Source organism: Kitasatospora sp. NPDC036934 (assembly GCF_055608425.1).
On sequence record NZ_JBVJQR010000005.1, the window covers coordinates 191,918 to 215,257 of the forward strand.

Here is a 23,340-nt window from a genome sequence, read left to right on the forward strand (position 1 = left end):
CCGACTCGGCCGCCCGGCAGGGAAGCCGGGGCCGGGCTCACCGGAGCGCACGGAGTCCAACGAGGAGCCTCTCGACGATGGAGCGGTCGGTCTGCTGGGCGCGCGGGATCGGCGCGCGGGCGTGCAGGCAGCCCGCCTCGACCAGGTCGGCCGCCAGGAAGACGGTGGCGCTGACCGGCAGGCGCAGGTGCGCGGCGGCCTCCACCACGGTCAGTGCGCCGGGACGCAGCAGCTCCCAGAGCCGACGGTGTTCGGGTTCGAGGTCGCTCGGCGGTTCCGCCCGGTCGGCCCGGTCGGCGAACAGGACGGTCAGCCGCTCGAAGCCCTCGGTGCCGGGGCGGGCTCGGCCTCCGGTGGCCAGGTAGGCGGGCACCATCCGCCTGCGGGGGACGGCGGTCATGCGCCCACCTCGCTTCGCTCGGCGGGGGCATCCGCCCACGCGCGCCTGCTGACGATTCGCTCGCTGCGCTCGCTCATGACCCGGCGGGGGCGCCCTGCGACCCGGTGACCCGCCGCCCGGTGCGCGGTCCCCCGGTGGCCGGCGAGCCGGCGCCCTGCTGCCGGGACGGGCTCGCCAGCGCCCGACCCAGGGCGGCGACCTGGAGCTGCATCTGGTAGGCCACGTTGCCGAGTTGGGCGTCCGGGGCGGTGAACACGGCGAGCGAGGTGTTCTCCCCGGCGGGGACGACGATGGCGTAGCCGAGGTCGGACTCCACCACGGTCTGGGCCAGCCGCGGCCGCTCGGTGTCGGTGAAGGCGGTGGTGAAGGCGCGGGCGGCGGCGTGCACGGTGGCCGTCATCGCGGCGACCCGCTCGGCGGAGGCCCGGCCGAGGCCGTCGGAGGCGGCCTCGACGAGGCCGTCACCGGTGGCGACCACCGCGTGCAGCACCCCCGGCAGCTCCAGCAGCGGGCTCAGCACCCAGGAGATCTCGTCGGTGGCGGTCGGGCTGGGCGAGCTGCTCACTGCTCTGCTCCTTCTAAGGTCGGTCCGGTGGTGCGGTCGCCGGTGCTGCTGCTCGTGCCGGTGCCGCTGGTCGCGGCGGTGCTGCCGGTCGCGATGGTCTCGCCGGTCGTGGAAGTCGGGGCGGTCGTAGAAGCCGTGGCGGCGGTGGCGCCGGGCTCACGGGCTCCGGCGGTCGCAGTGCTCCCGGCACTCCCGGCGCCGCCGGGGACGGCCCGCGCCGCGGCAGCCCGGCCGGAGTCGGTGCCGCGCTGCAGCGCCTGCCAGTGGGCGGCGGCCTGCTCGGGGCTGCGGACGTACGGTGCGGGCCGCTCCCCCGGGCCGTCCGCGGCCCCCGCCGCCGGTGACCCCGGGGCCGTGCCCGGCTCCTCGGCGGCGAGCGGACGGCGGCGGCGCCGGCTGGGCAGGCCGCTGCCGTCCCCGTCGGGGCCGGCGCCCGGCTCGGGGTCGGGCACCACGTGGATGGCCGGCGCCGGGTGCGGGCCGGGCTGGTTGTGGCGGTCGGCGAGCACCGGTGCGTCCTGCTCGTCGGCGTCGCGCATCGGCGGGACGGCCGCGACGGCGGGCGCCTGGGCCGGGCCGTTCCCGGCCCGCAGCGGCAGCGGGGTGAGCACCGACAGCGGCTGTTCGTCGTCCACCGTCGTCACCAGCGCGGCCGGGATGCGCAGGATGGTCCGCATGCCGCCGTACGGCGAGGGCTCGATGTGGCAGGTGAAGCCGTACTGGCGGGCCAGCTTGCCGACCACCGCGAAGCCGGTCTTGGGTGGGTTGCCCAGCTCGGTGAGCAGCACGTCCGACGGGCCGGCCAGCAGCCGGCGGGCCCGGCGCAGCTGGTCCTCGTCCATCCCGATGCCGCTGTCGTCGACGATCACCAGCGCGCCGCGGCCGCCCTGCTGGACGGTCACCGGGACGTCGGTCTCCGGGTGGGAGTAGGCGGTGGCGTTGGCGAGCAGTTCGGCGATGGCGATGGCGATCGGCTCGGCGGCCCGGGCGACCACGGCCAGCCGCTGCTCGCGCAGGTGGTTGGCGACCTTGATCCGGGCGTAGCCGGGCACCCGGGAGAGCGCGCCGACGACCACCTCGGCGAGCGGGGAGTCGGTCCGGGCCAGGCCCGGCCAGGCCTCGCAGAGCACCGCGACGGTCTGGATCCGGCGCAGCGCGACCTCGTTGCGGAAGTCGACCTCCAGCAGACGGGGGTCGTCGTTGTCGTGCTGGAGCTGCTGGACCAGGCTCTGGATCTGGTACAGCAGAGTCTGGATCCGGGAGGTGGCGCCGCGCATGGCGGCCCGGGCGGCGGCGTCGACCCGCTCGCGCTCGTCGGCGAGGGCCGCGGTGGTGGCGTCCAGGACGGACTGCAGGGCCCGGACGCCCGCGGGGCCGACGGCCTGCGCGTCCAGCGGGCCGACCGCCGGGGCGTTGGTGTGGGTCAGCCGGACGGCGGTGGCGGAGACCCGTTCCTGGGCGAGGTGGCCGATCTCGGCGAGCAGCGCCGCGGCGCGCCGGTCGGCGGCGGCCAGCCGGGCCTCGGCCTCCTCGGCGCGGGCGTTCGCCTCCTCGACGCCGGCGTTCGCCTCCTTGGCCCGGGCGTTGGCGGCGGCGCCCCGCTGGTCGGCGGCCCGGGTGTGCTCCTCGGCCCGCCGGGCCTGCTCGGCGGCGTTCCGCACGGCCTCCTGGGCCTCGTTCAACTGTCGTTCGGCGCGGGCGAGTTTGGCCTCCGCGGCGCGGGCCTGCTGCGCGTCGTGGCCGAGCGCGGCCTCGGCGGCCACCGCCCGGCCGACGGCCTTGGCCCGACTGCGGGAGAGCACGACCGTGGCCGCGGCGGCGACCAGCGCCAGGGCGATCAGCGCGATCTGCGTCATCGGAGTCCTCGGGTGTCCTTGCTGCTGGGCCAGGGCCGTCGCCCCGGAGTTCGGGCTTCGGGCTTCGACTCCGGGCGGGAGCGGGGAGCGCGGGTGCGGAGCGGGGAGCGCGGGTGCGGAGCGGGGAGCGCGGGTGCGGAGCGGGGAGCGCGGGTGCGGAGCGGGGAGCGACTGCCGGCGCCCCGGCCGTCAGCTCCCGGCGGCGCGCGGACGCGGGATGCGGGCGGAGTCCTCGGCCAGTTCGCGGGCCACCAGGGCGACCTGGCCCATGGCGTCCAGGATGCCGGGCAGCTCCGAGCCGTCCAGGTGCCGGTACTCGGCCGCGACTGTGAGCACCAGCCGCTCGGGCAGGCCGAGTTCGGGGTGGCGCTGCTCGGCGATGACCCGCCGGGCGGCGTCCAGCGCGGGTATCCCGGCGGCGTGCAGATCGTGGGCGCGCTCGCGGACGTACTCCAGGTAGCCGATGTGCTCCTGGACGCCGTCGCGGTCGAGCACCGGGCCGTGGCCGGGGACGAAGATCTCCGCGCCGGTGGCGAGGGCCTGTTCGCAGGCGCCGATGACGTTCTCCAGCGGGCCGGCCCAGTGCGAGGGGTGGTCGCCGGGCTGCTCGGGACTGGAGGAGAAGATCACGTCGCCGGTGAACACCGCGCGCTGGTGCGGGAGGTGGACCATCAGGTCGCCGCCGGTATGGGCGGCGGGCAGGCTGGTGATCTGCACCGGGTAGCGGCCGACCTTGAGCTCCAGCTCGCCGGTGAAGACGGTGTCCGGGTGCACCGGCTCGGTGGTGGACCAGTCGAAGCGGCCGAAGTGCTCCCGGAGGTAGCCGCCGAGCGGGGAGTCCGGGTCGCTGTTGGTGAGCAGGGCGTGCTGCTGCTGGGGGGTGGGCTCCCAGTGGATGTGCTCCAGCGCCTCGCGGGTGGCGATCACCTCGGCGTCCGGGAGCACCCCGGCGCCCCACAGGTGGTCGCCGTTGGCGTGGGTGACGACCACCCGGTCGATGTCGACCCCGGTCGGCAGCAAGCGTCGGCTGGCGGCCAGGAACTCCCCGGCCAGCGAGGGGTCGTACGGGGTGTCGATCCAGAGCGCGGTGGTCTCGGAGGCCAGCAGGCCGCAGTTGGCCAGGCCCCAGCCCCGCTTCGGGGGGAGCCACACATACAGGTCCTCGGCAATCGCGCTCACGTTCGCACGGTTGATCGTCATGCGCGCGATTATGCCCATGTTGTGTCAGGGATGGGGCAAAAGCTGTACGACCGGCTGGAGTTCATGCCCCGGTCTCTCCCGCACTGTCCGGATTCGCACCGCGTGGTCGAGACCAATCGTCTCACTTTTCGGGACGACTGATGGACACTTCACCCCGGAACCCGGACGGCACGTCGGACCGCGGCGCGGGCAGGACCCGGCAGACCTCGACCGTGACGTCCACCGTGTCCAGGCCGATCACCCGCCCCTCCACCGCGACGAATCCTTTCTCCCCGGAGCGGAACAGCACCGCCAGCGGGGAACTCCGGTTCGCCGAGGTCAGCGCCTCCACCGCCATCGCCGAGCCGAAGGCGAACACCCCGCAGAGCACCACGCAGGGCGCGTGCCGGGGCGTGCGGGTGACGAAGATGAAGCCGTGGTCGCGGACCAGTTCACCGGTCGGGCCGTACAACGCCTCGAAGGTCATCCCACCCCAGCGGGCGCGGGCCGCGTCCGGGTACTCGACGGCGAAGTCCGGGAAGACCGCGTCCAGCACGCCGCCGGAGTAGGAGTTGACGCTCGGACCGCCGATCGAGAAGGTCGGCATCCGCGGATCCTGCGCCCCGGCCACCACCAGCTCGATCGTCGCCTTGCGGTTGACCTTCCGCAGCAGGTCGGTCAGCTCCGCTATCGCCCGGGCCTCGGCCATCGGCACGAACAGCACGTTCTTCGGCCCGCGGCTGGTCAGCTGGCAGCCGTCCGAGGTGACGGCGAACTCCGCCACCTCCAGGCTGGGGATGACGATCTGCACCCGGCCGTACGGCGCCAGCATCGCCCGCAGGAAGCCGTAGCGCAGGAACAGCCTGGTACGGGCGAGCGAGCGGGCCGCGAGGAAGCCGATCACGGCCGGAACCGATGCGATCAGCACCTGCAGCAGGATCTCCATATGATCCCCCTGGAGGAAGACTCGACCACGAACTGTGTGCCCTGGTCATGTCCCCGCCCCTGGCTGGAAATACCCCCTCGACGGCGATAAGAGAGCGGCGGCCACCGCGCCGGTCGTCACCCCAGCCGCTTGATCCCCTTCCGCTCCCCCGCGCAACGCTCGTACCCCAGCCAGGCGTTGATCGCCAGCATCGGCGCGTTGGTGGTGTCGTTGCTGGTGTACGCGCGCCGGTAGCCCGCCGCCGCCGCGAGCCGCAGCGACTCCAACTTGGCCAGCTTGCTCAGGCCTCGGCCGCGGAACTCCCGGCGGCAAGCGGTGAACCCGGACCAGTAGCGGTCCACCCCGTCGGTCTGCGCCAGGGTGAGCGCGGCCGGCTCGCCGTCCACCACGGCGACCGTCGTCAGCCCCCGGTCGAGATCCGGCCGGGCCCAGTCGCCACGGAGCCACGCCTCGTACTCCAGGGCGTCCATCGGCACCTCGCCCGGCTCGTCCCGGATCGCGTCCGCCTCCACCAGGAACAGCGGGCGCGGGTCGTCCGCCCAGTCGGTGGCCGGGCGCAGCTCCAGGCCGGCCGGCAGCGGCGGCGCGGGCGGCAGCGGCAGCGTCAGGTCCCGGCCGCCGAACTGCGCGGAACTCCGCAGCTCGTAGCCCCGGGCGGTGCCGAAGGCCAGCGAGGCCGGCTCGTCGTCCAGCCAGGTGTGCAGTTCGGCCACCCCGTGGCCGCTCAGGTGGCGTTCGGCCGCGGCCAGCAGCGCGGTGGCCGCGCCGCGCCGGCGGAACTCCGGCAGCACGCTGCCGTTGGCGTAGCCGACGCCGGTGGCCGTCGTCCCGAGCACCACCCCGCAGCGCACCGCGCCGACCACCCGGCCGTCCAGCTCGGCCACGAAGGTACGGAAGTGCTGCTCGGGATCCTGCCGGGCGTTCAGCCAGAGCAGGGCCTCGGCGGTCATCACCAGGTGCTCGCGCCCGGCCCGGTGGGCGGCGGCCACGGCCCCGGCGTCGTCGGGGCGGAAGTCACGGATCGTCAGTGCGTTCTCAGTCATCGGTCCGCACGGTAGCCGCACGCGCCCGGCGCCGCCTCCGGTTTTCGCCGCCGCGGAGCCGTACCCCACCTGTGGGAACGGTCCCGACCAGGGGTCGGAGTCCCTGATCACCTGGACGGCAAGCTCAAATAATGCTCTGAGAAGACCGGGTGAGGCTTGGCAGCCACCCCGCCCGGGGACATCCTCAGCAGCACGGCCGCGCGGTCCTGGCGACGACGCCCGCACCGCCCGACGGCCTCCCCGTCCAGCCCTCCGAAGGGGGCGAACCGATGACTTCCCCTGCTCTGAACCTGCCCGCCGCCGGCGTCGCCGCCGGTGTAGCCACCGTCGGCGCCGCGCCCCGGCTCGGCATCGGCCTCGGCTGGCGCAGCGAGATCGACACCGTGGTCGAGCGCCAACCCGGCCTGGACTGGGTCGAGGTGGTCGCCGAGAACATCTGCGCCGACCACCTGCCCGACTCGCTCACCGCCCTGCGCGGACGCGGCGTCACCGTCGTCCCGCACGGCGTCGGCCTCGGCCTCGGCGGCGCGGACCGGCCCGACCCGGGCCGGCTCGACCGGCTCGCCGGGGCGGCGCTCGCGCTCGGCTCCCCGCTGGTCACCGAGCACCTGGCCTTCGTCCGGGCCGGCGGCCTGGAGGCCGGGCACCTGCTGCCCGTCCCTCGCACCCGGGACTCGCTGCGGGTGATCGCCGAGAACGTCCGGATCGCCCAGGACCACCTCCCGGTGCCACTCGCGCTGGAGAACATCGCCGCCCAACTCGTCTGGCCCGACGACGAGTTCACCGAAGGCGAGTTTCTCGCCGAACTGGTCGCGCGCACCGGCGTCCGGCTGCTGATCGACGTCGCCAACCTGCACACCAACCGGGTCAACCTCGGCACCGACCCGGCCGCCGAACTCGACCGGCTGCCGTTGGAGGCGCTCGCCTACGTGCACGTCGCCGGCGGCACCCTGGTCGACGGCGTGTGGCACGACACCCACGCCCACCCCGTCACCGAACCGGTGCTGGAGGTCCTGGCCGAACTCTGCGCGCGGGTCGCACCGCCCGGTGTCCTGCTGGAACGGGACGCCGACTTCCCGCCGCCCTCCGAACTGGCCGGTGAACTGGACGCCATCCGCCGGGTGCTGGAGGGGAGCACCCCGCGATGAACGACCTGGACCTCGGCGAGGTCGAGCTCAGCCCGGCCCGGGAGCGCCTCGCCCGGCGCCAGACGGAACTGCTGGCCGCCCTGGTGGCCGGCGGCCCCGTCCCGCCCGGCTTCGACCCGGACCAGGTCGGCGCCCAGTCCACCGGCCTCGCCGCCAAACGGCGCGACACCACCGCGAAGGTCGCCCCCGACCTGCCCCGCCTGCTCGGGGCGGAGTACGGGCCGCTCTTCCTCCGCTACGCCCGCACCCACCCGCAGACCGGCGGCTACCACGCCGACGCCCGGGCCTTCGCCACGTGGGTGCTCACCGACGGCGGGCCGCCCGCCGCCGACCACCGCCGCGCCCTGGAGCACTGGCTCCACCCGGCACCACCGCCGGCCGGACCGCTCGCCCGGCTGCACCGGGCCCTGCGCCGCCACTGAACCGACGTCTTTCCGGGGGAACCGCCCATGTGGCACAACAGCTACTTCCTGATCCCGGCCGCCCTGCTGATCGCGGCCGCCCTGTACGCCTCACAGACCCGGCAGCGGGTCCGGCACGTCCCGAAGCCGCAGGGCCTGCCCGGCCGCGGCCTGCCGCTGCTGGACACCGCCTTCCTCGCCGGCGGCCCCGGCCGGGTCTTCGACACCGCGCTGGTCCGGATGCACCTGGGCGAGCAGGTCGTGATCAACCGCGCCGGCCTGGTCACCCTCACCGGCTCCAAGCCGTACGACGCCGTCGACCAGGCGGTCCACGACGCCGTCGGCCCGACCGGCAGCCGGGCCCTCGGCTCGCTGCGGCGCACGGTCACCCAGTCGGCCGCCGTCCAGGAGATCGGCGACCGGCTCGCCGACCGCGGCCTGATGCGCCGCCCCGAGCGGCTGCGCCGGGCCCTCCTGGCCCGTCGGCTGCTCTGGCTCGCGATGCTGATCGTCGTGCTCTCCGCGGGGCTCGCCCTGCTGCTCGACGACCACGAGGCCGGCTACGACCGCGCCAACCTCTGGTACCCCGGCCTGCTGCTGTTCGTCGGCGCCGTCACCCTGCTCACCAGCATCCCGGCGAACGGCCGGGTCACCCCGGCCGGGCACCGCCAGCTCAGCCTGATGCAGGGCAGCACCCCGTGGTCGCCCAGCTCCGGCGTCTCGCCCCGTCTCACGGGCGGCGCGATGCTCGGCGCGGTCGCCCTCGGTGGACTGGCCGCGGCCTCGCTGGACAACCCGGAGCTGGAGGCCGCGATGCTGGCCGCGGTCGCCGAGGAGGAGGCGGTCCGGCAGGCCTCCTCCTCGTCCTCCTTCCTCTCCTCGTCCTCCTCCTCGGCCCCGGTCGCGTCGAGCGGCTCCTCCTGCGGCGCCCCGGTCAGCTCGTGCGGCGCCTCCTCCGACTCGGGCTCCACCCACCACCACTCCTCCTGCGGCTCCTCGCACCACTCCTCGTGCGGCTCCTCGCACTCCAGCAGCTGCGGCTCCTCCCACTCCAGTTGCGGGAGCAGCTGCGGTTCGAGCTGTGGCAGCAGCTGCGGCGGCTCCTGACGTCACAGTTCGGTATCGCGCTCCCGGAAGCCGTTCCGCGCGCCACGGCCCCAGGCATAGAACAAGCCCATGTGGTTGCTGTTCCTGATACCGGCCTGTGTCGCAGCGGTGCTCTCCTGCCTCCGGCTGGTGCGGATGGCCGCCACCGCCGACGCCCTCGCCGACCAGGACCGGCTACGCCCACCGGAAGCCGTCGGCATCGGGCTGTACGAGACGGCGTACCTGGCCGGCGGCCCGGACCGGGTGGTCGAACTGGCTCTCGTCCTGATGGCCGGCCGCGGTCGGCTGCACCTCGCCCACACCGGCTGGACGACGGTGGTCGACCCCAGGGGCCGCAGCCGGCTGGAGCGCGCGGTGATCGCCACCGTCGGTCCCGAGGGCCAGTGCCGTACGGACGACCTGCGCCGGGCGATGGGCGAGCACCCCACCGTGCTGGAGATCGGCGCCCGGCTCTCGCTGGCCGGGCTGGCCACCCCGGCGCTGGTCCAGCGCAACACCGTGGTGGTGGTCCGCCACGTCCGGCACGCGATGCTGCTGACGGTGGTACTGCTGGCCGCCGCGCTGTCCGTCAGCGGCTTCACCGGCGGTGACACCGTCGCCCCGCTCGCCTGGTTCTCGCTGCCGCTGGTGCTCACTGCGGGCACCCTGCTGATGGCCCGGGTCGACGTCTACCCGTACACCCGCTGGGCCTCCCCGATCGGCCAGGAGGTCCTCCGCGAGGTCCGCCCCGCTCGCCAGCACGGCCTCGTCGACGACGAGGAGCGCGAACTCCTCACCGCCGTCGCCATGAACGGCCCCGCCGCCCTCCCCGACCCCCGCCTCCGCGCCGCCCTCCGTCCCCACCGCACCTGACATGCCGGAACGGGGCCCGCCGAAGCGGACCCCGTTCCGGAAGAACGCGTCAGACCAGGCCGTTCAGCAGCTCGCTCACCGGCTTGCGGCGGCCGGTGAAGAACGGCACCTCCTCGCGGACGTGCAGGCGGGCGCGGGAGGGGCGCAGGTCGCGCATCAGGTCGACGATGCGGTGCAGTTCGTCGGCCTCGAAGGCGAGCAGCCACTCGTAGTCGCCGAGCGCGAACGAGGCCACCGTGTTGGCCCGCACGTCGGGGTAGCCGCGGGCCATCTGGCCGTGCTCGGCGAGCATCGCGCGCCGCTCGGCGTCCGGCAGCAGGTACCACTCGTAGGAGCGGACGAACGGGTAGACGCAGATGTAGTCGCGCGGGTGCTCGTCGGCGAGGAAGGCCGGGATGTGCGACTTGTTGAACTCGGCCGGGCGGTGCAGGGCCATGTTCGACCAGACCGGCTCCAGCTGGCGGCCGAGGCCGGTGCGGCGGAAGCGGTTGTACGCCTCCTGGAGGTCGTCCGAGTCCTCGGCGTGCCACCAGATCATGATGTCGGCGTCCGCGCGCAGCCCGGACACGTCGTAGGTGCCGCGGATCGTCACGTCCTTGGCGTCCAGCTGCGCGAACAGCTCGTCCACCTCGGCGGCGAGGGCGGTGCGGTCCTCGGGCAGGGCGCCCTTGAGCTTGAACACCGACCACATGGTGTAGCGGATGACCTGGTTCAGGTCGCGCGCCTTCTTCTTCTCGGGCCGCTGCTCGGGCTCCCGCTCAACGCTCTCAGTCATGCGCCCATTGTCCTCTCCGTGGAACCGTCCCCGGTCGCCGGGGTCAACAGTCTGTCGATGTGGCCGCCGATGGCCGCCGCGGCGGCGGCCGCCGAACCGATGCAGGCCGGGATCCCCACCCCGTCGTACGCGGCGCCGCACAGCGCCAGCGCCCCCACCCCCCGGGCCGCCGCCCGTACCCGGGCCACCCGCTCCGGGTGACCCACCGGGTACTGCGGCAGGCCGGCCGTGAAGCGCGATACGAAGGTGTCGTACGGCCGGGCGGTCAGCCCGATCGCCTCCTCCAGGTCCGCCAGCGAGCGGGCCACCAGCTCCTCGTCCGGCAGCTCCAGCACCGCGTCCTCGCGGTGGCGGCCGAGCGAGGTACGCAGCAGGAAGGCGTCCGGGGCGGAACGCTCCAGCCAACCCCACTTGTTGGAGGAGAAGGTCGAGGCCTTGATCCGGCGGCCGTCCACCGGCGGCACCAGGAAGCCGCTGCCGCGGGGCGGCTCGGCCAGGTCGGCCCGGCGGAACGCCAGGGTCACCAGTGCCATGCCCGCGTACTCGACGGCGTCCAGCTCGGCGGCGGCCGCCGGGGCGTCCGCGCGCAGCAGCCGGGCCGCGGCGGGCGCCGGCACGGCCAGCACCACGGCGTCGGCGGTCAGCACCTCGCCGCCGGCCACCACCAGCCAGCCCCCGGGGGTGCGGCGCAGTTCCTCCACCGGGGTATCGGTGCGCAGATCCACGCCCGCCTTCACGCAGGCCGCGGCCACCGCCTCGGGCAGGGTGCCGAGGCCTCCGCGCAGGCCCTGGAACACCGGAGTGCCGACCACCTGCGGCCGGGACGCCAGCTCGTGCACCCCCGCGACCAGCGAGCCGCCGCCCTGGGCGATCGGCAGCAGCTGCGGCACCGCGGCGCGCAGCGAGATCTCCTCGGCGCGCCCGGCGTAGACGCCGCCCAGCAGCGGCTCGACCAGCCGGTCCACCACCTCCTGGCCGAGCCGGTCGGCGACGTAGCGGCCGATCGCGACGTCCGACCCGACCTCGGTGGCCCGCTCGTGCCTGGCCCGGTCCAGCCCTTCGGCACTGAGCACCCCGGAGGCGGCCAGCGCCTCCAGGTCACCCGGGACGCCCATCACCTGCCCGCCGGGCAGCGGCCGCAGCGCGCCCCTGGTCCAGATCGCCGCCTTAGCGGTGGTCGGCGGCTCCAGCTCGTCCCCCAGCCCGACGGCCCGCGCCAGCTCCACCGCCTCCGGCCGCCGCGCCAGCACCGACTCGGCCCCGAGGTCCACCCGGACCCCGCCGACCTCGCCGCCCCACAGCTTCCCCCCGACCCGCCCGGACGCCTCCAGCACCGTCACCCGAGCCCGCGCGGCTCCCCCGGCCGCCCCGCTCAGGAAGGCGGCCGCAGCCAGCCCCGCGATCCCACCACCGACGACGACGACCTGTGCATCCGACATGCCTCGCAGTCTCGCAGGTCTTTACGCCGGACCCTCAATCCGCTGCACACCGGAGGTCGATCGCGATAGGGAACGGCACCGGGCGTTCGAGCGTGCCCCGGAAGATCCCGGCCGGCGCGTAGGCGGAGACGGCCCTCCCCGGCTCGAAGCCGGGGGCGTCGGCGAACCAGCCCTCGATGCGGGGCGCGTCCATCCGGTCCAGGAGCTCATCCACGGGCCCGAAGTAGTGGATCTGCCACGCTCCGTAGGATTCTCGCCATGGAACCGATCATGGTGAGTGCATGTCTGGCCGGAATCCCCTGCCGGTACGACGGGCGGGCGAAGACCTCTGCCGGTGCCGTGCGGCTGGTGACGGAGGGGCGTGCGGTCGTGGTGTGTCCGGAGGGGGCGGGCGGGTTGCCGACGCCGCGACCGGCGGCGGAGATCGTAGGCGGGGATGGGGCGGACGTGCTGGACGGGCGGGCGCGGGTGGTGGACGCGACCGGGGCGGACCGCACAGAGGAGTTCGTGGCCGGGGCCCGGGCGGCGCTGGCGGCGGCGGAGGCCGCTGGGGCGCGGCGGGCGGTACTGATGGCGCGCAGTCCGTCCTGCGGGTGCGGGCAGGTCTACGACGGGTCGTTCTCCGGGGAGCTGCGGCCGGGGGACGGCGTGACGGCGGCGCTGCTGCGGCGGGCGGGGATCGAGGTCACCAACGGGTAGGTCGTGTCCGTGCCGGCGCCGAGCCGTGATGGACTCGCGATCCGCCGGGCGGGTCCGTCCGGCAGGCTCTTGCGTCCAATGACAAGAACTGCCAACGGACTTGGGGAGGGACCGGGAATGGGCGGACGGGCGAGAGCCGGGGCACTGGCGGTGGTAGCCGCGGCGGTGCTGCTGGCGGGGGGTTGCAGCACGGGCGGCGGGGGCCGGGCTGGGAGCGATTCGGCCGCGGGGCCGGCGAAGGCGGCGATTCCGCCCGCGGCGGCGGCCCCGGCGGGTGCGCAGCCCTCCGGCGCCGCGGCGGCCGGGGTCACCCCGGTGGCCGGCGACCGGCTGATCTCGTACACCGCGCAGTTGGAGCTGAACACCCCGGACGTCGGTCAAGTACTCGGCAAAGCAAGGGAGTTGACGGCCGCCTCGGGCGGCTACGTGGGCGGCGAATCGGTCAGCGGCGGCGGCGCGAACGAGTCCGGCCAGCTGACGCTCAAGATCCCGTCGGCGGCCTACCAGCGGACGGTCGACCAGCTGGCGGCCCTGGGCGAGGTGGTGTCCCGCAAGAGCCAGGCGGACGACCTGACCCAGCAGGTCGCGGACGTGACCAGCCGGGTGCAGACCCAGCAGGCGAGCGTGGACCGGGTACGGGCACTGATGGCGCAGGCCAAGTCACTGAGCGACATCACCTCGCTGGAGAGCGAGCTGAGCCGCCGGGAGGCGGACCTGGAGTCGCTGCAGAAGCAGCAGAAGGAGCTCTCCTCCCGGACGTCGTACTCGACGGTCACCATGGAGGTCCGCCGCGAGGTCGCGGCGCCGACGCCTGCCCCGGCTCCGAGGACCGAGAAGGAGGGCTTCGGCGACTCGGTGGCCTCCGCACTCGGCGGCGGCTGGCACGTGCTGGTGACGATCGTCTCCGCGCTGGTGGTGGCGCTTGCCGCGGTGGCGCCGTTCCTGCTGGTGCTCGGGATCCCGGCGGCGCTGGTCCACCGGTACTGGCGCCGGACCCGCCCGCGCCCCGTCGCCCCGTCCGAGGAGGCCGAGCCCGCGCCCGCCGGAGCCGAGGACTGACCGCACCGTTACGCGACGGTGGCGGGCCCCCGGCTCCCCGGAGCCCGCCACCGCGGGGCGTCAGCGGGCGCTGGCCTCGTGCACGAAGGCGACCAGCCGGCTGAGCGCGTCCGGGTCCATGGACGGCATCACGCCGTGGCCGAGGTTGAAGATGTGGCCGCTGGTGCCGACCGCTTGGGCGGCGTGCAGCACCTCACGGGCTTTGGTCTCGACGACCTCGGTGGGCGCGAACAGCACCGCCGGGTCGAGGTTGCCCTGCAGCCCCTTGCCCGGGCCGACCCGCTCGGCCGCGACGTTCAGCGGCACCCGCCAGTCGACGCCGACGATGTCCGCGCCGGCCTGGCCCATCAGCCCGAGCAGCTCGCCGGTGCCGACGCCGAAGTGGATCCGCGGCACCCCGTAGGAGGCGACGGCGTCGAAGACCTTGGTGCTGGCGGGCATGACCGAGCGGCGGTAGTCGTCCGGGGCGAGCGCGCCGACCCAGGAGTCGAACAGCTGGATCGCGGAGGCGCCGGCCTCGATCTGCACCTTGAGGAAGGCGGAGGTGATGTCGGCGAGCCGGTCCATCAGGGCGGCCCACAACTCGGGCTGCCCGTACATCATGGCCTTGGTGTTCTCGTGGTTCTTGGACGGCCCGCCCTCGATCAGGTAGCTGGCGAGCGTGTACGGCGCGCCTGCGAAGCCGATCAGCGGGGTCCCGCCGAGCTCGTCCACCAGCAGGCCGACTGCCTCGGTGATGTAGGGGACGTCGTCGGGCTCCAGCGGGCGGAGCCGCTGAAGGTCCTCGAAGCTGCGGATCGGGTCGGCGATGACCGGGCCGATGCCGGGCTTGATGTCCACGTCGATGCCGACGGCCTTGAGCGGCACCACGATGTCGCTGAAGAAGATCGCCGCGTCCACCTTGTGCCGGCGCACCGGCTGGAGGGTGATCTCCTTGACCAGCTCGGGCCGCATGCAGGAGTCCAGCATCGGGATGCCCTCTCGCACCTTCAGGTACTCGGGCAGCGAGCGGCCGGCCTGGCGCATGAACCACACCGGGGTGTGCGGCACCGGCTCGTGCCGGCAGGCGCGGAGGAACGCGGAGTCGTACGCGGCGCCGCGGGGCGCGGGGGTGGTTCGGCCGTCGAGGGTGGCCGCCGTCGGGTCTGCCGTAGTCTCGCTCACGGGTCAAATCTTCGCATGCGCCCGGGGGCGCCCCTCTCGGGCGGTCTCGTCGGTTCCTCCAAGATCTGGCCGGGTTTGCCGTTCCGGCACGCCGCTCGGACGGAAGTTGCGGCGATAACCCGGGGTTTCGACCTAGTCTTCGGGTCATGGCAGCGGTCGGCGGGCACCCCGCACAGGGTGGCGGAACAGGTGGCGGAACGGGTCGGGAGGGGGCGCCGAGCGAGTTCCGGGCCGCCGTGGAGGCCCTCGACGGGGCGCGACTGCGGCCCGAGGTCCAGCTCTCCCCCGCGCCGGCCCCGCGCCGGCTGGCCCCGCACGCGTTCGCGCTGACCGCCACCGTGGAGGCGGACGGCGAGGAGCTGGCCGACGGCCGGCTGGTGCTGCTGTACGACCCCGCCGGGCAGGAGGCCTGGAACGGGGAGTTCCGGGTGGTCACCATGACCCGGGCCGAGCTGGAGCCGGAGATGGCCGGCGACCCGATGCTCTCCGAGGTCGGCTGGGCCTGGCTGCTGGACGCCCTGCAGGCGCACGGCGCCGGCTACGCGGAGCCGTCCGGCACGGTGACCCGCTGCGCCTCGCAGTACTTCGGCGGTCTGGCGGACCGCCCCTCCTCGACCGAGATCGAGATCCGGGCCTCCTGGACCCCGGCCGACGGCCGCTTCGAGCGGCACCTGGCGGCCTGGGGCGACCTGCTCTGCATCAGCGCCGGCCTGCCGCCGGTCACCCCGGCCCCGCAGGGCCCGAGCGAGGTCACGTCACTCGGTGGAGTGGTCCCGATGCCCGCCCGGCGACGCCCCCGGTCGCACTGACGGGTGGTGTCCGGGCCGGACGGCACCTCCGGCCCCGCCGGCCACCCCCAGGGCTGACGGAGTGTGACTTCGATCCCGCTCTGCGTCAATTACCTGGCCAACGGCGACCGATTCGTGACGAATCTGATCGATTTTGTACGAATTCCAGGCATGTCGCATCAGTCATATGCGCGATTTGTCCGTATTGTTACTCACTAGATCGTGATCTTTCGCTAAAGCCGGGCACGGTAGCTGCCGAAGCAGACTGTGACCCTTTCCGAACGCGGAACACTCCGACCGCCCCCTCGGGGTTCCGTCCGCCACTCCCCGCAGGAGGCCTGGTGTCGGTCCTTCTTGAGCACCCCGCAAACGTGGTCGCCTACCGCCCGACCAAGCCCACCGCCATGGTGGTCATCGCTGATCCCCGCGTCCGAAACACCGTCACCCGTCACCTCTGGGCGCTCGGCGTCCGCGACGTGATCGAGGTGTCCTCGATCGCCGAGGCCCGCCCCCGGGTCTCCACCCCGCGTGACATCTGCGTCGCAGACGTCCACCTGCCGGACGGCTCCGGGCTGACCATCCTTGCCGAGACCCGCGCCGCGGGCTGGCCCAACGGCCTGGCCCTCTCCGCCGCCGACGACATCGGCGCCGTCCGCAGCGCACTGGCCGGAGGCGTCAAGGGATACGTGGTCACCGGCACCCGCACCAATGTCGCGATGCCCGGCCGTCCCGGCCTGCCGCTCGGTGCCGCCGGGCTGGCCGGCCGGATGCGCCGCCCCGGGATGCCGGGCATGCCGGGTGCCGCCGGAACCCCGGGTGCGCCCGGCGCACCCGGAGCGCCCGGCCCGCAGCAGACCGCCTACCGCGAGCTGTCCGGCCGCGAGGTCGAGGTGCTGCGGCTGGTCGCCGAGGGCCAGTCGAACAAGGCGATCGGCGTGGCGATGGGCCTGTCGGCGCTCACCGTGAAGAGCCACCTCGCCCGGATCGCCCGCAAGCTCGGCACCGGCGACCGTGCCGGGATGGTGGCGGTCGCGCTGCGCACCGGCATCATCCACTGAGCCGGCCGGGACCGAGGCACTAGTCGAACCTGCGGCGGCCCAGGAGGAACGTTCCTCCTGGGCCGCCGCACGTTCGTCCGGTGGCCGCGGAGGCCCCGGGGCGGGCTCGTGGCGGGGCGGGTGGTCCTCCGCCCCGAGCCGAAGGGGCGCGCCGGTGCCGAGAGGGAGAAGCGAGGAAGCGACGCAGGAGCGAGGAAGCGACGCAGGAGCGAGGAAGCGACGCAGGAGCGAGGAAGCGACGCAGGAGCGAGGAAGCGACGCAGGAGCGAGGAAGCGCCGACCGTCGGCGACGGGTCCGAGCGACCCGGAGGAGAGCGGGCGATCAACAGTCTGACCAGTCCGACAACACTCCCAGTTCCGGTGACCGTCGTACCCTTGGGGAGTGACCGACGCCGTAGCAGCCATCCCAGAAGAAGCAGCCCCGGTCCCGCTCCTCGAACCGAAGGAGGGGATCCCGCCCGTCGTGGCGGACGAGCAGGCGCTGGCCGCCACGATCGCCGCCTTCGGCGCGGGCACCGGACCGGTCGCCGTCGACGCCGAGCGGGCCTCCGGCTATCGCTACGGCCAACGCGCGTACCTGATCCAGCTGCGCCGAGCCGGCGCCGGCTCCGCCCTGATCGACCCGATCGCCTGCCCTGACCTCAGCGGGCTGGGCGCCGCCATCGCGGACGCCGAGTGGGTGGTGCACGCCGCGACCCAGGACCTGCCCTGCCTGGCCGAGGTCGGCATGAGACCGACCCGCCTCTTCGACACCGAGCTGGCCGGGCGGATCGCCGGCTTCGCCCGGGTCGGCCTCGGGCCGATGACCGAGAACGTGCTCGGGCTGAGCCTGGCCAAGGAGCACTCGGCCGTCGACTGGTCCACCCGTCCGCTGCCCGAGCCCTGGTTGCGCTACGCCGCTCTGGACGTCGAGGTGCTGGTCGAGCTGCGTGACGCACTCGAACAGGAGCTGGACGCCCAGGGCAAGCTCGACTGGGCCCTGGAGGAGTTCGCCGCGATCGCCGCCGCACCCCGCCCGGCCCCGCGCACCGACCCGTGGCGGCGCACCTCGCAGCTGCACAAGGTCCGGCGGCGCCGTCAGCTGGCCGTGGTGCGCGAGCTGTGGCTGGCCCGCGACCGACTGGCGCAGGAGCGCGACGTCTCCCCCGGCCGGGTGCTGTCGGACGCCGCGATCGTCAACGCCGCGCTGGCCATGCCGCTGAACATCGCCGCGCTCCAGGCCGTGCAGGGCTTCGGTCCGCGGCTGCACCGGCGCCAGCTGGACCAGTGGCTGGCGGCCGTTCAGCGCGGCCGGGAGGTCCCGGAGAACCAGCTGCCGCCGGCCGCCGCCCCGCACGACGGCCCGCCGCCGCCGCGCGCCTGGGCAGAGAAGGACCCGGTCGCGGCCGCCCGGCTGTCCGGTGCCCGTGCCGCGGTCAGCGAGCTGGCCGAGCGCCACCACCTGCCGGCCGAGAACCTGATCACCCCGGACCTGGTGCGCCGGGTCTCCTGGGAGCCGCCGGCCGAGCTGAGCGCCGACGGCGTGGCCGCCGCGCTGCGCCGGCTCGGCGCCCGGCAGTGGCAGGTCGACCTGGTGGCGCCGGTGGTGGCCGACGCCTTCGTCACCGCCGCCACTGCCACCGCCGAGGGCTGATCCTCCGGCGGAACGCCGCGAAAGGCTCCGAAGAGGGGATGTCGTCCGCACGGACGGCATCCCCTTCGGCGTCTCCGGGAACCCTTCCTGGTCGGACGCACCGGCGGACGTGTCGCGGGACACATGGTCAGAACCCTCCGAGGGGCCTGGGCAGGTTGGTTACCGACGGGTAGCATGACCGTGACGCGGCGCCGCTCGGGTTCTTCCGGCGGCAGCCTGCCCACCTCAAATGTTGGTCCCTGGGAGGAGAGCCCCCGTGCCTCGTACCGCGAGGGACGTCGTCTTCGTCGATGGCGTCCGCACCCCGTTCGGCAAGGCCGGCCCGAAGGGCATCTACCACGAGACGCGCGCCGACGACCTCGTCGTCAAGTGCATCCGGGAGCTCGTGCGCCGTAACCCGAACCTGCCCGTCGAGCGCATCGACGAGGTCGCCATCGCGGCCACCACGCAGATCGGCGACCAGGGTCTGACGATCGGGCGCACCGCCGCCCTGCTGTCCGGCCTGCCGAAGTCCGTCCCCGGTTACTCGATCGACCGCATGTGCGCCGGCGCCCTGACCGCCGTCACCGCCACCGCCGGCGGCATCGCCTTCGGCGCGTACGACGTGGTCGTGGCCGGCGGTGTCGAGCACATGGGCCGCCACCCGATGGGCGAGGGCGTGGACCCGAACCCGCGCTTCGTCTCCGAGAAGCTGGTCGACGAGTCCGCCCTGTTCATGGGCATGACCGCGGAGAACCTGCACGACCGCTTCCCGCACATCACCAAGGAGCGCTGCGACGCCTACGCCGTGCGCTCCCAGGAGAAGGCCGCCAAGGCGTACGCCAACGGCGACATCCAGCCCGACCTGGTGCCGATCTCGATCCGCAACACCAACCCCGAGGTCGGCGAGACCGGCTGGGGCCTGGCCACCGTGGACGAGCCGATGCGCCCGGGCACCACGATGGAGTCGCTGGCCGGCCTCAAGACCCCGTTCCGCCCGCACGGCAACATCACCGCGGGCAACTCGGCCGGTCTGAACGACGGTGCCACCGCCTCGCTGCTGGCCGCCGAGGACGTCGCCGAGGAGCTCGGCCTCCCGGTCAAGATGCGCCTGGTCTCCTACGCCTTCGCGGGCGTCGAGCCCGAGGTCATGGGCATCGGCCCGGTGCCGGCCACCGAGAAGGCGCTGGCCAAGGCCGGTCTGACCATCGACGACATCCAGGCCTTCGAGGTCAACGAGGCCTTCGCCGTCCAGGTGCTGTCCTTCCTGGACCACTACGGCATCGCGGACGACGACGAGCGGGTCAACCCGTTCGGCGGCGCGATCGCCTTCGGCCACCCGCTGGCCTCCTCGGGCGTGCGCCTGATGAACCAGCTGGCCCGCCGCTTCGAGCAGCGCCCGGACGTCCGCTACGGCCTCACCACGATGTGCATCGGCTTCGGCATGGGCGGCACCATCATCTGGGAGAACCCGCACTTCGAGGGTGGTAAGTGACCATGAGCACCACGACTGAGCTGCTCCAGCACGGCGCCGAGCTGTTCCCGGGCGAGGTCGTCACGACCGCGCACGTGCGCCACCTGGACCTGCCGCTGCAGGCCGGCAAGCTGGCCCTGATCACCCTGGACAACGGCTTCGACCACACCAAGCCGACCACCTTCGGCCCGGGCTCGCTGCTCAAGCTGTCCGAGGCGCTGGACCAGGTCGAGGCGGAGGCCGCCGAGGGCAAGATCGTCGGCGCCGCGATCACCGGCAAGCCGTTCATCTTCGCTGTCGGCGCCGACCTCAAGGGCGTCGAGCTGCTCAAGCAGCACGCCGACGCGCTGGCCATCGGCAAGGGCGGCCACGAGGTCTTCAAGCGGATCGCCGCGCTGCCCGTCCCGACCTTCGCCTTCTACAACGGCGCGGCCATGGGCGGCGGCGTCGAGGTCGGCCTGCACTGCGACTACCGCACGGTGTCGGCGGGCGTCCCGGCCTTCTCGCTGCCCGAGGTCTTCCTCGGCCTCGTCCCCGGCTGGGGCGGCTGCACCATCCTGCCGAACCTGATCGGTGCCGGTAAGGCCGTGAAGGTCATCATCGAGAACTCGATGAACCAGAACAAGCAGCTCAAGGGCAAGGACGTGTTCGAGCTGGGGATCGCCGACGCGATCTTCGAGCCGGCCGACTTCCTGGAGCAGTCGCTGCTGTGGGCCGCCAAGGTCCTCAAGGGCGACCTGGTCGTCGAGCGCGAGGCGATCGACCGTGGCAAGGCGTGGGACGACGCCGTCCTCTGGGGCCGCATGGTCGCCGACGCCAAGGTGCACGGCGCCGCCCCGGCCGCCTACAAGGCGCTGGACATCATCGCCGCCGTCAAGGACGCCGACCTCGCCGACAAGGCCAGCCTGCAGGCCGGCTTCGACGCCGAGGACGCGGCCCTGGCCGACCTCATCATGAGCGGCGAGCTGCGCAGCGGCATCTACGCCTTCAACCTGGTGCAGCGCCGGGCCAAGCGCCCGTTCGGTGCCCCGGACAAGTCGCTGGCCCGCCCGGTCTCCAAGGTCGGCGTCGTCGGCGCCGGTCTGATGGCCTCGCAGCTGGCGCTGCTGTTCGCCCGCCGTCTGGAGGTGCCGGTGGTCCTCACCGACATCGACCAGGAGCGCATCGACAAGGGCGTCGGCTACGTCCACGCCGAGATCGACAAGCTGCTCGGCAAGGGCCGGATCGGCCAGGACAAGGCCAACCGCCTCAAGGGCCTGGTCACCGGCTCGCTGGACAAGGCCGTCGCCTTCGGTGACGCGGACTTCGTCATCGAGGCCGTGTTCGAGGAGATGGGCGTCAAGCAGACCGTCTTCGCGGACCTGGAGAACGTGGTCTCGCCGACCTGTGTGCTGGCGACCAACACCTCCTCGCTGTCGGTCACCGAGATGGCCTCGAAGCTGAAGCACCCCGAGCGGGTCGTCGGCTTCCACTTCTTCAACCCGGTCGCGATCCTGCCGCTGCTGGAGATCGTCCGCGGCGAGCGGACCGACGACGCGTCGCTGGCCACCGCCTTCGCCGTGTCGAAGAAGCTGAAGAAGACCTCGGTGCTGTGCAAGGACGCCCCGGCGTTCGTGGTGAACCGGATCCTGACCCGCTTCATGGGCGAGATCCAGGGCATCATCGACGAGGGCACCCCGATCGCCAGCGTCGAGAAGGCCGTCGAGCCGCTCGGCCTGCCGATGTCCCCGATCGTGCTGCTGGAGCTGGTCGGCCCGGCCATCGCCCTGCACGTCTCGGAGACCCTGGCCGGGGCCTTCCCGGAGCGGTTCACCGTCTCCGAGAACCTCGGCAAGGTGGTCAAGGCCGGCAAGCGCGGCTTCTACACCTGGGTGGACGGCAAGCAGGTCCTCGACCCCGAGGTCCTGGAACTGCTGACCTTCGGCGACTCGGTGCTCACCGAGGAGCAGATCCTGAACCGCGCCCTGGAGGCCGTGGCCCAGGAGATCGGCCTGATGCTGGAGGAGGGTGTCGTCGGCGAGGCCCAGGACATCGACCTCTGCATGATCACCGGCGCCGGCTGGCCCTTCCACCTGGGCGGGATCACCCCGTACCTGGACCGTGAGGGCGTCTCGGAGCGGGTGACCGGCAAGAAGTTCCTCGCCCCCGGCGTGGCCTCGGTGCCCGCGTAAGGCGTAGCGCTACGGAAGGAGCCCCCGGCGACCTGGTCGCCGGGGGCTCCTTCGGTGTCGGGCCTCCGGGGCTCAGTGCTTGAGCCGGTAGACGACGGTGTCGCCGATGACGCCGATCATCTCGTAGTGGGTGTCCAGCAGGTTCTCGATCCGCGGGACCAGCACGGGCTGGTACGGGGCGACGCCGGAGTCGTCCACGAAGATCTCGGGCAGGCCGTTGGCGAGCTCCTTGTCGAAGGTCTGCCAGGCGTTGTTGACGCTGAACTGCTCGCCCACGTTGGCGCTGCCGTCCTTGCCGCCGCTGTAGTTGGTGAGGAAGCCGGCGGTCAGGTAGCGGCTCGCGGGCTTGCGGTCGGCCAGCCAGTACAGCTCGGGGTGCATGCCCCAGACCAGCACGGTGTCCTTGGGGGTGGTCTGGGCGGCGACCGCGGTGGCGACCTCGGTGTTGCGGCTCATCTGCTCCCCCGGCCAGGCCAGCGCCAGGGCCCAGAACACCGTGGCGGCGACCGTGGTGTACACCAGGACGGGCTTCCAGCGGATCGCCGAGGTGGCGACGGCGCCGGTGCCCAGCAGCACCAGCGGGGGCATCAGCTGCAGGTAGTAGTGGCCGAAGAAGTGGAAGCCCACGCTGACCGCGACGGCCGAGGAGAGCAGCCAGACCCACAGGTCGGCGGTCGAGCCGTGCTCCTCGCCAGCCACCGGCAGCGGGCGGTGGCGGTACTTGAACCAGAGCCGGCGGCCGACCGGGAACAGGAAACCGAGGCCCGCCGCGGCCAGGATGCCCAGGTTGCCGAAGGCCCGGCCGAGCATCTGCAGCCAGGCGCCGCCGAAGGAGGCGTAGTCCCCGCTGCCGGTGACCACCCAGAAGAGGAAGCCCTTGGGCTTGGTCAGGATGACCGCCACCAGGGCTATCGGCACCGCGAAACCGAACCCGATCTTGAACAGCGCGGGCGGCCAGCGCACCCCTCGTCGGCGGGCGTCCTGCAGGAGCATCCAGAGCACCGGCAGCAGTACCGCCCCGCCGGTCTGCTTGGTCAGCGAGCAGAGCGCGACCGCGATGCCCGCGGCCAGCCAGCGGCGCCGCTCGGCGTAGCGGAAGGCGGCCACCATCGCGGGCAGCATGAAGACCTCGAAGGTCGCCGCCTGGGTGTCCTCCGGGGAGAGCCCGATGGAGACCAGCAGGTAGAGCAGTCCGGCGCCGGCCCCGGCCCGGTTGCCCCAGCGGCCGCGGGCGATCGAGGCCAGCAGGATCGCGGTGACCAGGTGGGCCGCCACCGCGAGGGTGCGCAGCGGCCACAGCGAGGCGGAGCCGAAGACGGCGAAGCAGGCCTGGTAGAGCCAGGGGAGCAGCGGCGGCTTGCGGTCCACCACGGTGTCGTACAGGACCCCGCCGTCCGCGAGCATCCGGGCCTGGGTGGCCAGGAAGCCCTCGTCCGGGCTCCAGACGGGGCGGGCGAAGGACGGGATGTGGGTGGCCACCGCGACCAGCGTGAGCAGCGGCACCAGCCTCGTCCAGTACCCCTGGCGGATGTGGTGACGGGCGCGCGCGGGCAGGCGGTCGACCAGTCCGTCGAGGCGGAGGCGGGTGGGGGTGGGCACGGTTG

At 73.6% G+C, this 23,340-nt stretch carries 20 protein-coding genes and 1 pseudogene; 10 read left to right on the forward strand and 11 right to left on the reverse strand.

Features of this window, described 5'->3' with window-relative positions; genetic code table 11:
* Positions 1 to 37 precede the first annotated feature (37 nt).
* The 6 genes from ACZ7BZ_RS10045 to ACZ7BZ_RS10070 all read right to left on the reverse strand — a co-directional run bounded on the left by ACZ7BZ_RS10045 (position 38) and on the right by ACZ7BZ_RS10070 (position 5,989).
* Positions 38 to 400, reverse strand: a complete 363-nt coding sequence (locus tag ACZ7BZ_RS10045; RefSeq protein ID WP_470357932.1) for a DUF742 domain-containing protein — start codon at positions 398 to 400, stop codon at positions 38 to 40.
* A 73-nt stretch (positions 401 to 473) separates the two neighbouring features.
* Positions 474 to 965, reverse strand: a complete 492-nt coding sequence (locus ACZ7BZ_RS10050; protein WP_470357933.1) for a roadblock/LC7 domain-containing protein — start codon at positions 963 to 965, stop codon at positions 474 to 476.
* Positions 962 to 2,821 carry an ATP-binding protein gene (locus ACZ7BZ_RS10055; protein ID WP_470357934.1) on the reverse strand — a complete coding sequence of 620 codons (1,860 nt, stop codon included), beginning with the start codon at positions 2,819 to 2,821 and terminating at the stop codon, positions 962 to 964. The genes ACZ7BZ_RS10050 and ACZ7BZ_RS10055 overlap by 4 nt, the downstream gene beginning before the upstream one ends.
* Positions 2,822 to 3,010: 189 nt before the next feature.
* Positions 3,011 to 4,021, reverse strand: a complete 1,011-nt coding sequence (locus ACZ7BZ_RS10060) for an MBL fold metallo-hydrolase (protein ID WP_470357935.1) — start codon at positions 4,019 to 4,021, stop codon at positions 3,011 to 3,013.
* Positions 4,022 to 4,142: 121 nt separating this feature from the next.
* A complete protein-coding gene (locus tag ACZ7BZ_RS10065) occupies positions 4,143 to 4,946 on the reverse strand; it encodes a hypothetical protein (RefSeq protein WP_470357936.1) in 804 nt (267 codons plus the stop codon).
* A gap of 116 nt (positions 4,947 to 5,062) precedes the next feature.
* Complete coding sequence (locus ACZ7BZ_RS10070; RefSeq protein ID WP_470357937.1) at positions 5,063 to 5,989, reverse strand: GNAT family N-acetyltransferase; 927 nt, start codon at positions 5,987 to 5,989, stop codon at positions 5,063 to 5,065.
* 269 nt (positions 5,990 to 6,258) lie between these two features.
* Here ACZ7BZ_RS10070 and ACZ7BZ_RS10075 point away from each other — a divergent pair.
* The 3 genes and pseudogenes from ACZ7BZ_RS10075 to ACZ7BZ_RS10085 all read left to right on the forward strand — a co-directional run bounded on the left by ACZ7BZ_RS10075 (position 6,259) and on the right by ACZ7BZ_RS10085 (position 9,497).
* A pseudogene (locus tag ACZ7BZ_RS10075) lies at positions 6,259 to 7,559 on the forward strand (MbnB/TglH/ChrH family RiPP precursor modification enzyme).
* Positions 7,560 to 7,586: 27 nt separating this feature from the next.
* A complete protein-coding gene (locus ACZ7BZ_RS10080) occupies positions 7,587 to 8,645 on the forward strand; it encodes a TIGR04222 domain-containing membrane protein (protein ID WP_470357938.1) in 1,059 nt (352 codons plus the stop codon).
* A 69-nt stretch (positions 8,646 to 8,714) separates the two neighbouring features.
* Positions 8,715 to 9,497, forward strand: coding sequence for a TIGR04222 domain-containing membrane protein (locus ACZ7BZ_RS10085; protein ID WP_470357939.1), 783 nt, complete (start codon positions 8,715 to 8,717; stop codon positions 9,495 to 9,497).
* A gap of 49 nt (positions 9,498 to 9,546) precedes the next feature.
* On the opposite strand, the gene hemQ is transcribed toward ACZ7BZ_RS10085, so the two are convergent.
* From hemQ to ACZ7BZ_RS10100, 3 genes are read right to left on the reverse strand one after another with little or no spacing between them, the layout of a single operon-like run.
* Positions 9,547 to 10,272, reverse strand: a complete 726-nt coding sequence (hemQ, locus tag ACZ7BZ_RS10090; protein ID WP_470357940.1) for a hydrogen peroxide-dependent heme synthase — start codon at positions 10,270 to 10,272, stop codon at positions 9,547 to 9,549.
* Positions 10,269 to 11,711, reverse strand: a complete 1,443-nt coding sequence (gene hemG, locus ACZ7BZ_RS10095; protein WP_470357941.1) for a protoporphyrinogen oxidase — start codon at positions 11,709 to 11,711, stop codon at positions 10,269 to 10,271. Before hemG ends, hemQ begins: the two co-directional genes overlap by 4 nt.
* 34 nt (positions 11,712 to 11,745) lie before the next feature.
* Positions 11,746 to 11,925, reverse strand: coding sequence for a hypothetical protein (locus ACZ7BZ_RS10100; protein ID WP_470357942.1), 180 nt, complete (start codon positions 11,923 to 11,925; stop codon positions 11,746 to 11,748).
* 44 nt (positions 11,926 to 11,969) lie between these two features.
* On the opposite strand from ACZ7BZ_RS10100, the gene ACZ7BZ_RS10105 reads away from it, so the two are divergent.
* Both ACZ7BZ_RS10105 and ACZ7BZ_RS10110 read left to right on the forward strand, forming a co-directional pair.
* Complete coding sequence (locus ACZ7BZ_RS10105; RefSeq protein ID WP_470357943.1) at positions 11,970 to 12,410, forward strand: 2-thiouracil desulfurase family protein; 441 nt, start codon at positions 11,970 to 11,972, stop codon at positions 12,408 to 12,410.
* 315 nt (positions 12,411 to 12,725) lie between these two features.
* Positions 12,726 to 13,469, forward strand: a complete 744-nt coding sequence (locus ACZ7BZ_RS10110) for a DUF4349 domain-containing protein (protein WP_470357944.1) — start codon at positions 12,726 to 12,728, stop codon at positions 13,467 to 13,469.
* Between the two features lie 60 nt (positions 13,470 to 13,529).
* Here the strand turns inward: ACZ7BZ_RS10110 and hemE are convergent, their stop codons facing one another.
* Entirely contained in the window at positions 13,530 to 14,633 is a 1,104-nt protein-coding gene (gene hemE / locus ACZ7BZ_RS10115) for a uroporphyrinogen decarboxylase (protein ID WP_470357945.1), read from the reverse strand.
* Between the two features lie 146 nt (positions 14,634 to 14,779).
* Between hemE and ACZ7BZ_RS10120 the strand changes: the two genes are divergently transcribed.
* The 5 genes from ACZ7BZ_RS10120 to ACZ7BZ_RS10140 all read left to right on the forward strand — a co-directional run bounded on the left by ACZ7BZ_RS10120 (position 14,780) and on the right by ACZ7BZ_RS10140 (position 21,736).
* Positions 14,780 to 15,442: a DUF3000 domain-containing protein gene (locus tag ACZ7BZ_RS10120; RefSeq protein WP_380461867.1), complete on the forward strand. Its 663-nt coding sequence runs from the start codon at positions 14,780 to 14,782 to the stop codon at positions 15,440 to 15,442.
* A gap of 320 nt (positions 15,443 to 15,762) precedes the next feature.
* Positions 15,763 to 16,479 carry a LuxR C-terminal-related transcriptional regulator gene (locus ACZ7BZ_RS10125; RefSeq protein ID WP_470357946.1) on the forward strand — a complete coding sequence of 239 codons (717 nt, stop codon included), beginning with the start codon at positions 15,763 to 15,765 and terminating at the stop codon, positions 16,477 to 16,479.
* Between the two features lie 382 nt (positions 16,480 to 16,861).
* Positions 16,862 to 18,112 (forward strand): HRDC domain-containing protein, encoded by a 1,251-nt coding sequence (locus ACZ7BZ_RS10130; RefSeq protein ID WP_470357947.1) that lies wholly within the window; start codon positions 16,862 to 16,864, stop codon positions 18,110 to 18,112.
* Between the two features lie 256 nt (positions 18,113 to 18,368).
* Complete coding sequence (locus ACZ7BZ_RS10135) at positions 18,369 to 19,586, forward strand: thiolase family protein (RefSeq protein WP_465744230.1); 1,218 nt, start codon at positions 18,369 to 18,371, stop codon at positions 19,584 to 19,586.
* A gap of 2 nt (positions 19,587 to 19,588) precedes the next feature.
* Positions 19,589 to 21,736: a 3-hydroxyacyl-CoA dehydrogenase NAD-binding domain-containing protein gene (locus tag ACZ7BZ_RS10140; protein WP_470357948.1), complete on the forward strand. Its 2,148-nt coding sequence runs from the start codon at positions 19,589 to 19,591 to the stop codon at positions 21,734 to 21,736.
* A 72-nt stretch (positions 21,737 to 21,808) separates the two neighbouring features.
* On the opposite strand, the gene ACZ7BZ_RS10145 is transcribed toward ACZ7BZ_RS10140, so the two are convergent.
* Entirely contained in the window at positions 21,809 to 23,335 is a 1,527-nt protein-coding gene (locus tag ACZ7BZ_RS10145) for an ArnT family glycosyltransferase (RefSeq protein ID WP_470357949.1), read from the reverse strand.
* Positions 23,336 to 23,340: the final 5 nt, after the last annotated feature.

Coding starts and splice junctions, on each gene's coding strand:
- ACZ7BZ_RS10045 (WP_470357932.1), bottom strand. CDS start 400: ATGACCGCCGTCCCCCGCAGGCGGATGGTGCCCGCCTACCTGGCCACC.
- ACZ7BZ_RS10055 (WP_470357934.1), bottom strand. CDS start 2,821: ATGACGCAGATCGCGCTGATCGCCCTGGCGCTGGTCGCCGCCGCGGCC.
- ACZ7BZ_RS10060 (WP_470357935.1), bottom strand. CDS start 4,021: ATGACGATCAACCGTGCGAACGTGAGCGCGATTGCCGAGGACCTGTAT.
- ACZ7BZ_RS10065 (WP_470357936.1), bottom strand. CDS start 4,946: ATGGAGATCCTGCTGCAGGTGCTGATCGCATCGGTTCCGGCCGTGATC.
- ACZ7BZ_RS10070 (WP_470357937.1), bottom strand. CDS start 5,989: ATGACTGAGAACGCACTGACGATCCGTGACTTCCGCCCCGACGACGCC.
- ACZ7BZ_RS10080 (WP_470357938.1), top strand. CDS start 7,587: ATGTGGCACAACAGCTACTTCCTGATCCCGGCCGCCCTGCTGATCGCG.
- ACZ7BZ_RS10085 (WP_470357939.1), top strand. CDS start 8,715: ATGTGGTTGCTGTTCCTGATACCGGCCTGTGTCGCAGCGGTGCTCTCC.
- hemQ (WP_470357940.1), bottom strand. CDS start 10,272: ATGACTGAGAGCGTTGAGCGGGAGCCCGAGCAGCGGCCCGAGAAGAAG.
- hemG (WP_470357941.1), bottom strand. CDS start 11,711: ATGTCGGATGCACAGGTCGTCGTCGTCGGTGGTGGGATCGCGGGGCTG.
- ACZ7BZ_RS10105 (WP_470357943.1), top strand. CDS start 11,970: ATGGAACCGATCATGGTGAGTGCATGTCTGGCCGGAATCCCCTGCCGG.
- ACZ7BZ_RS10120 (WP_380461867.1), top strand. CDS start 14,780: ATGGCAGCGGTCGGCGGGCACCCCGCACAGGGTGGCGGAACAGGTGGC.
- ACZ7BZ_RS10140 (WP_470357948.1), top strand. CDS start 19,589: ATGAGCACCACGACTGAGCTGCTCCAGCACGGCGCCGAGCTGTTCCCG.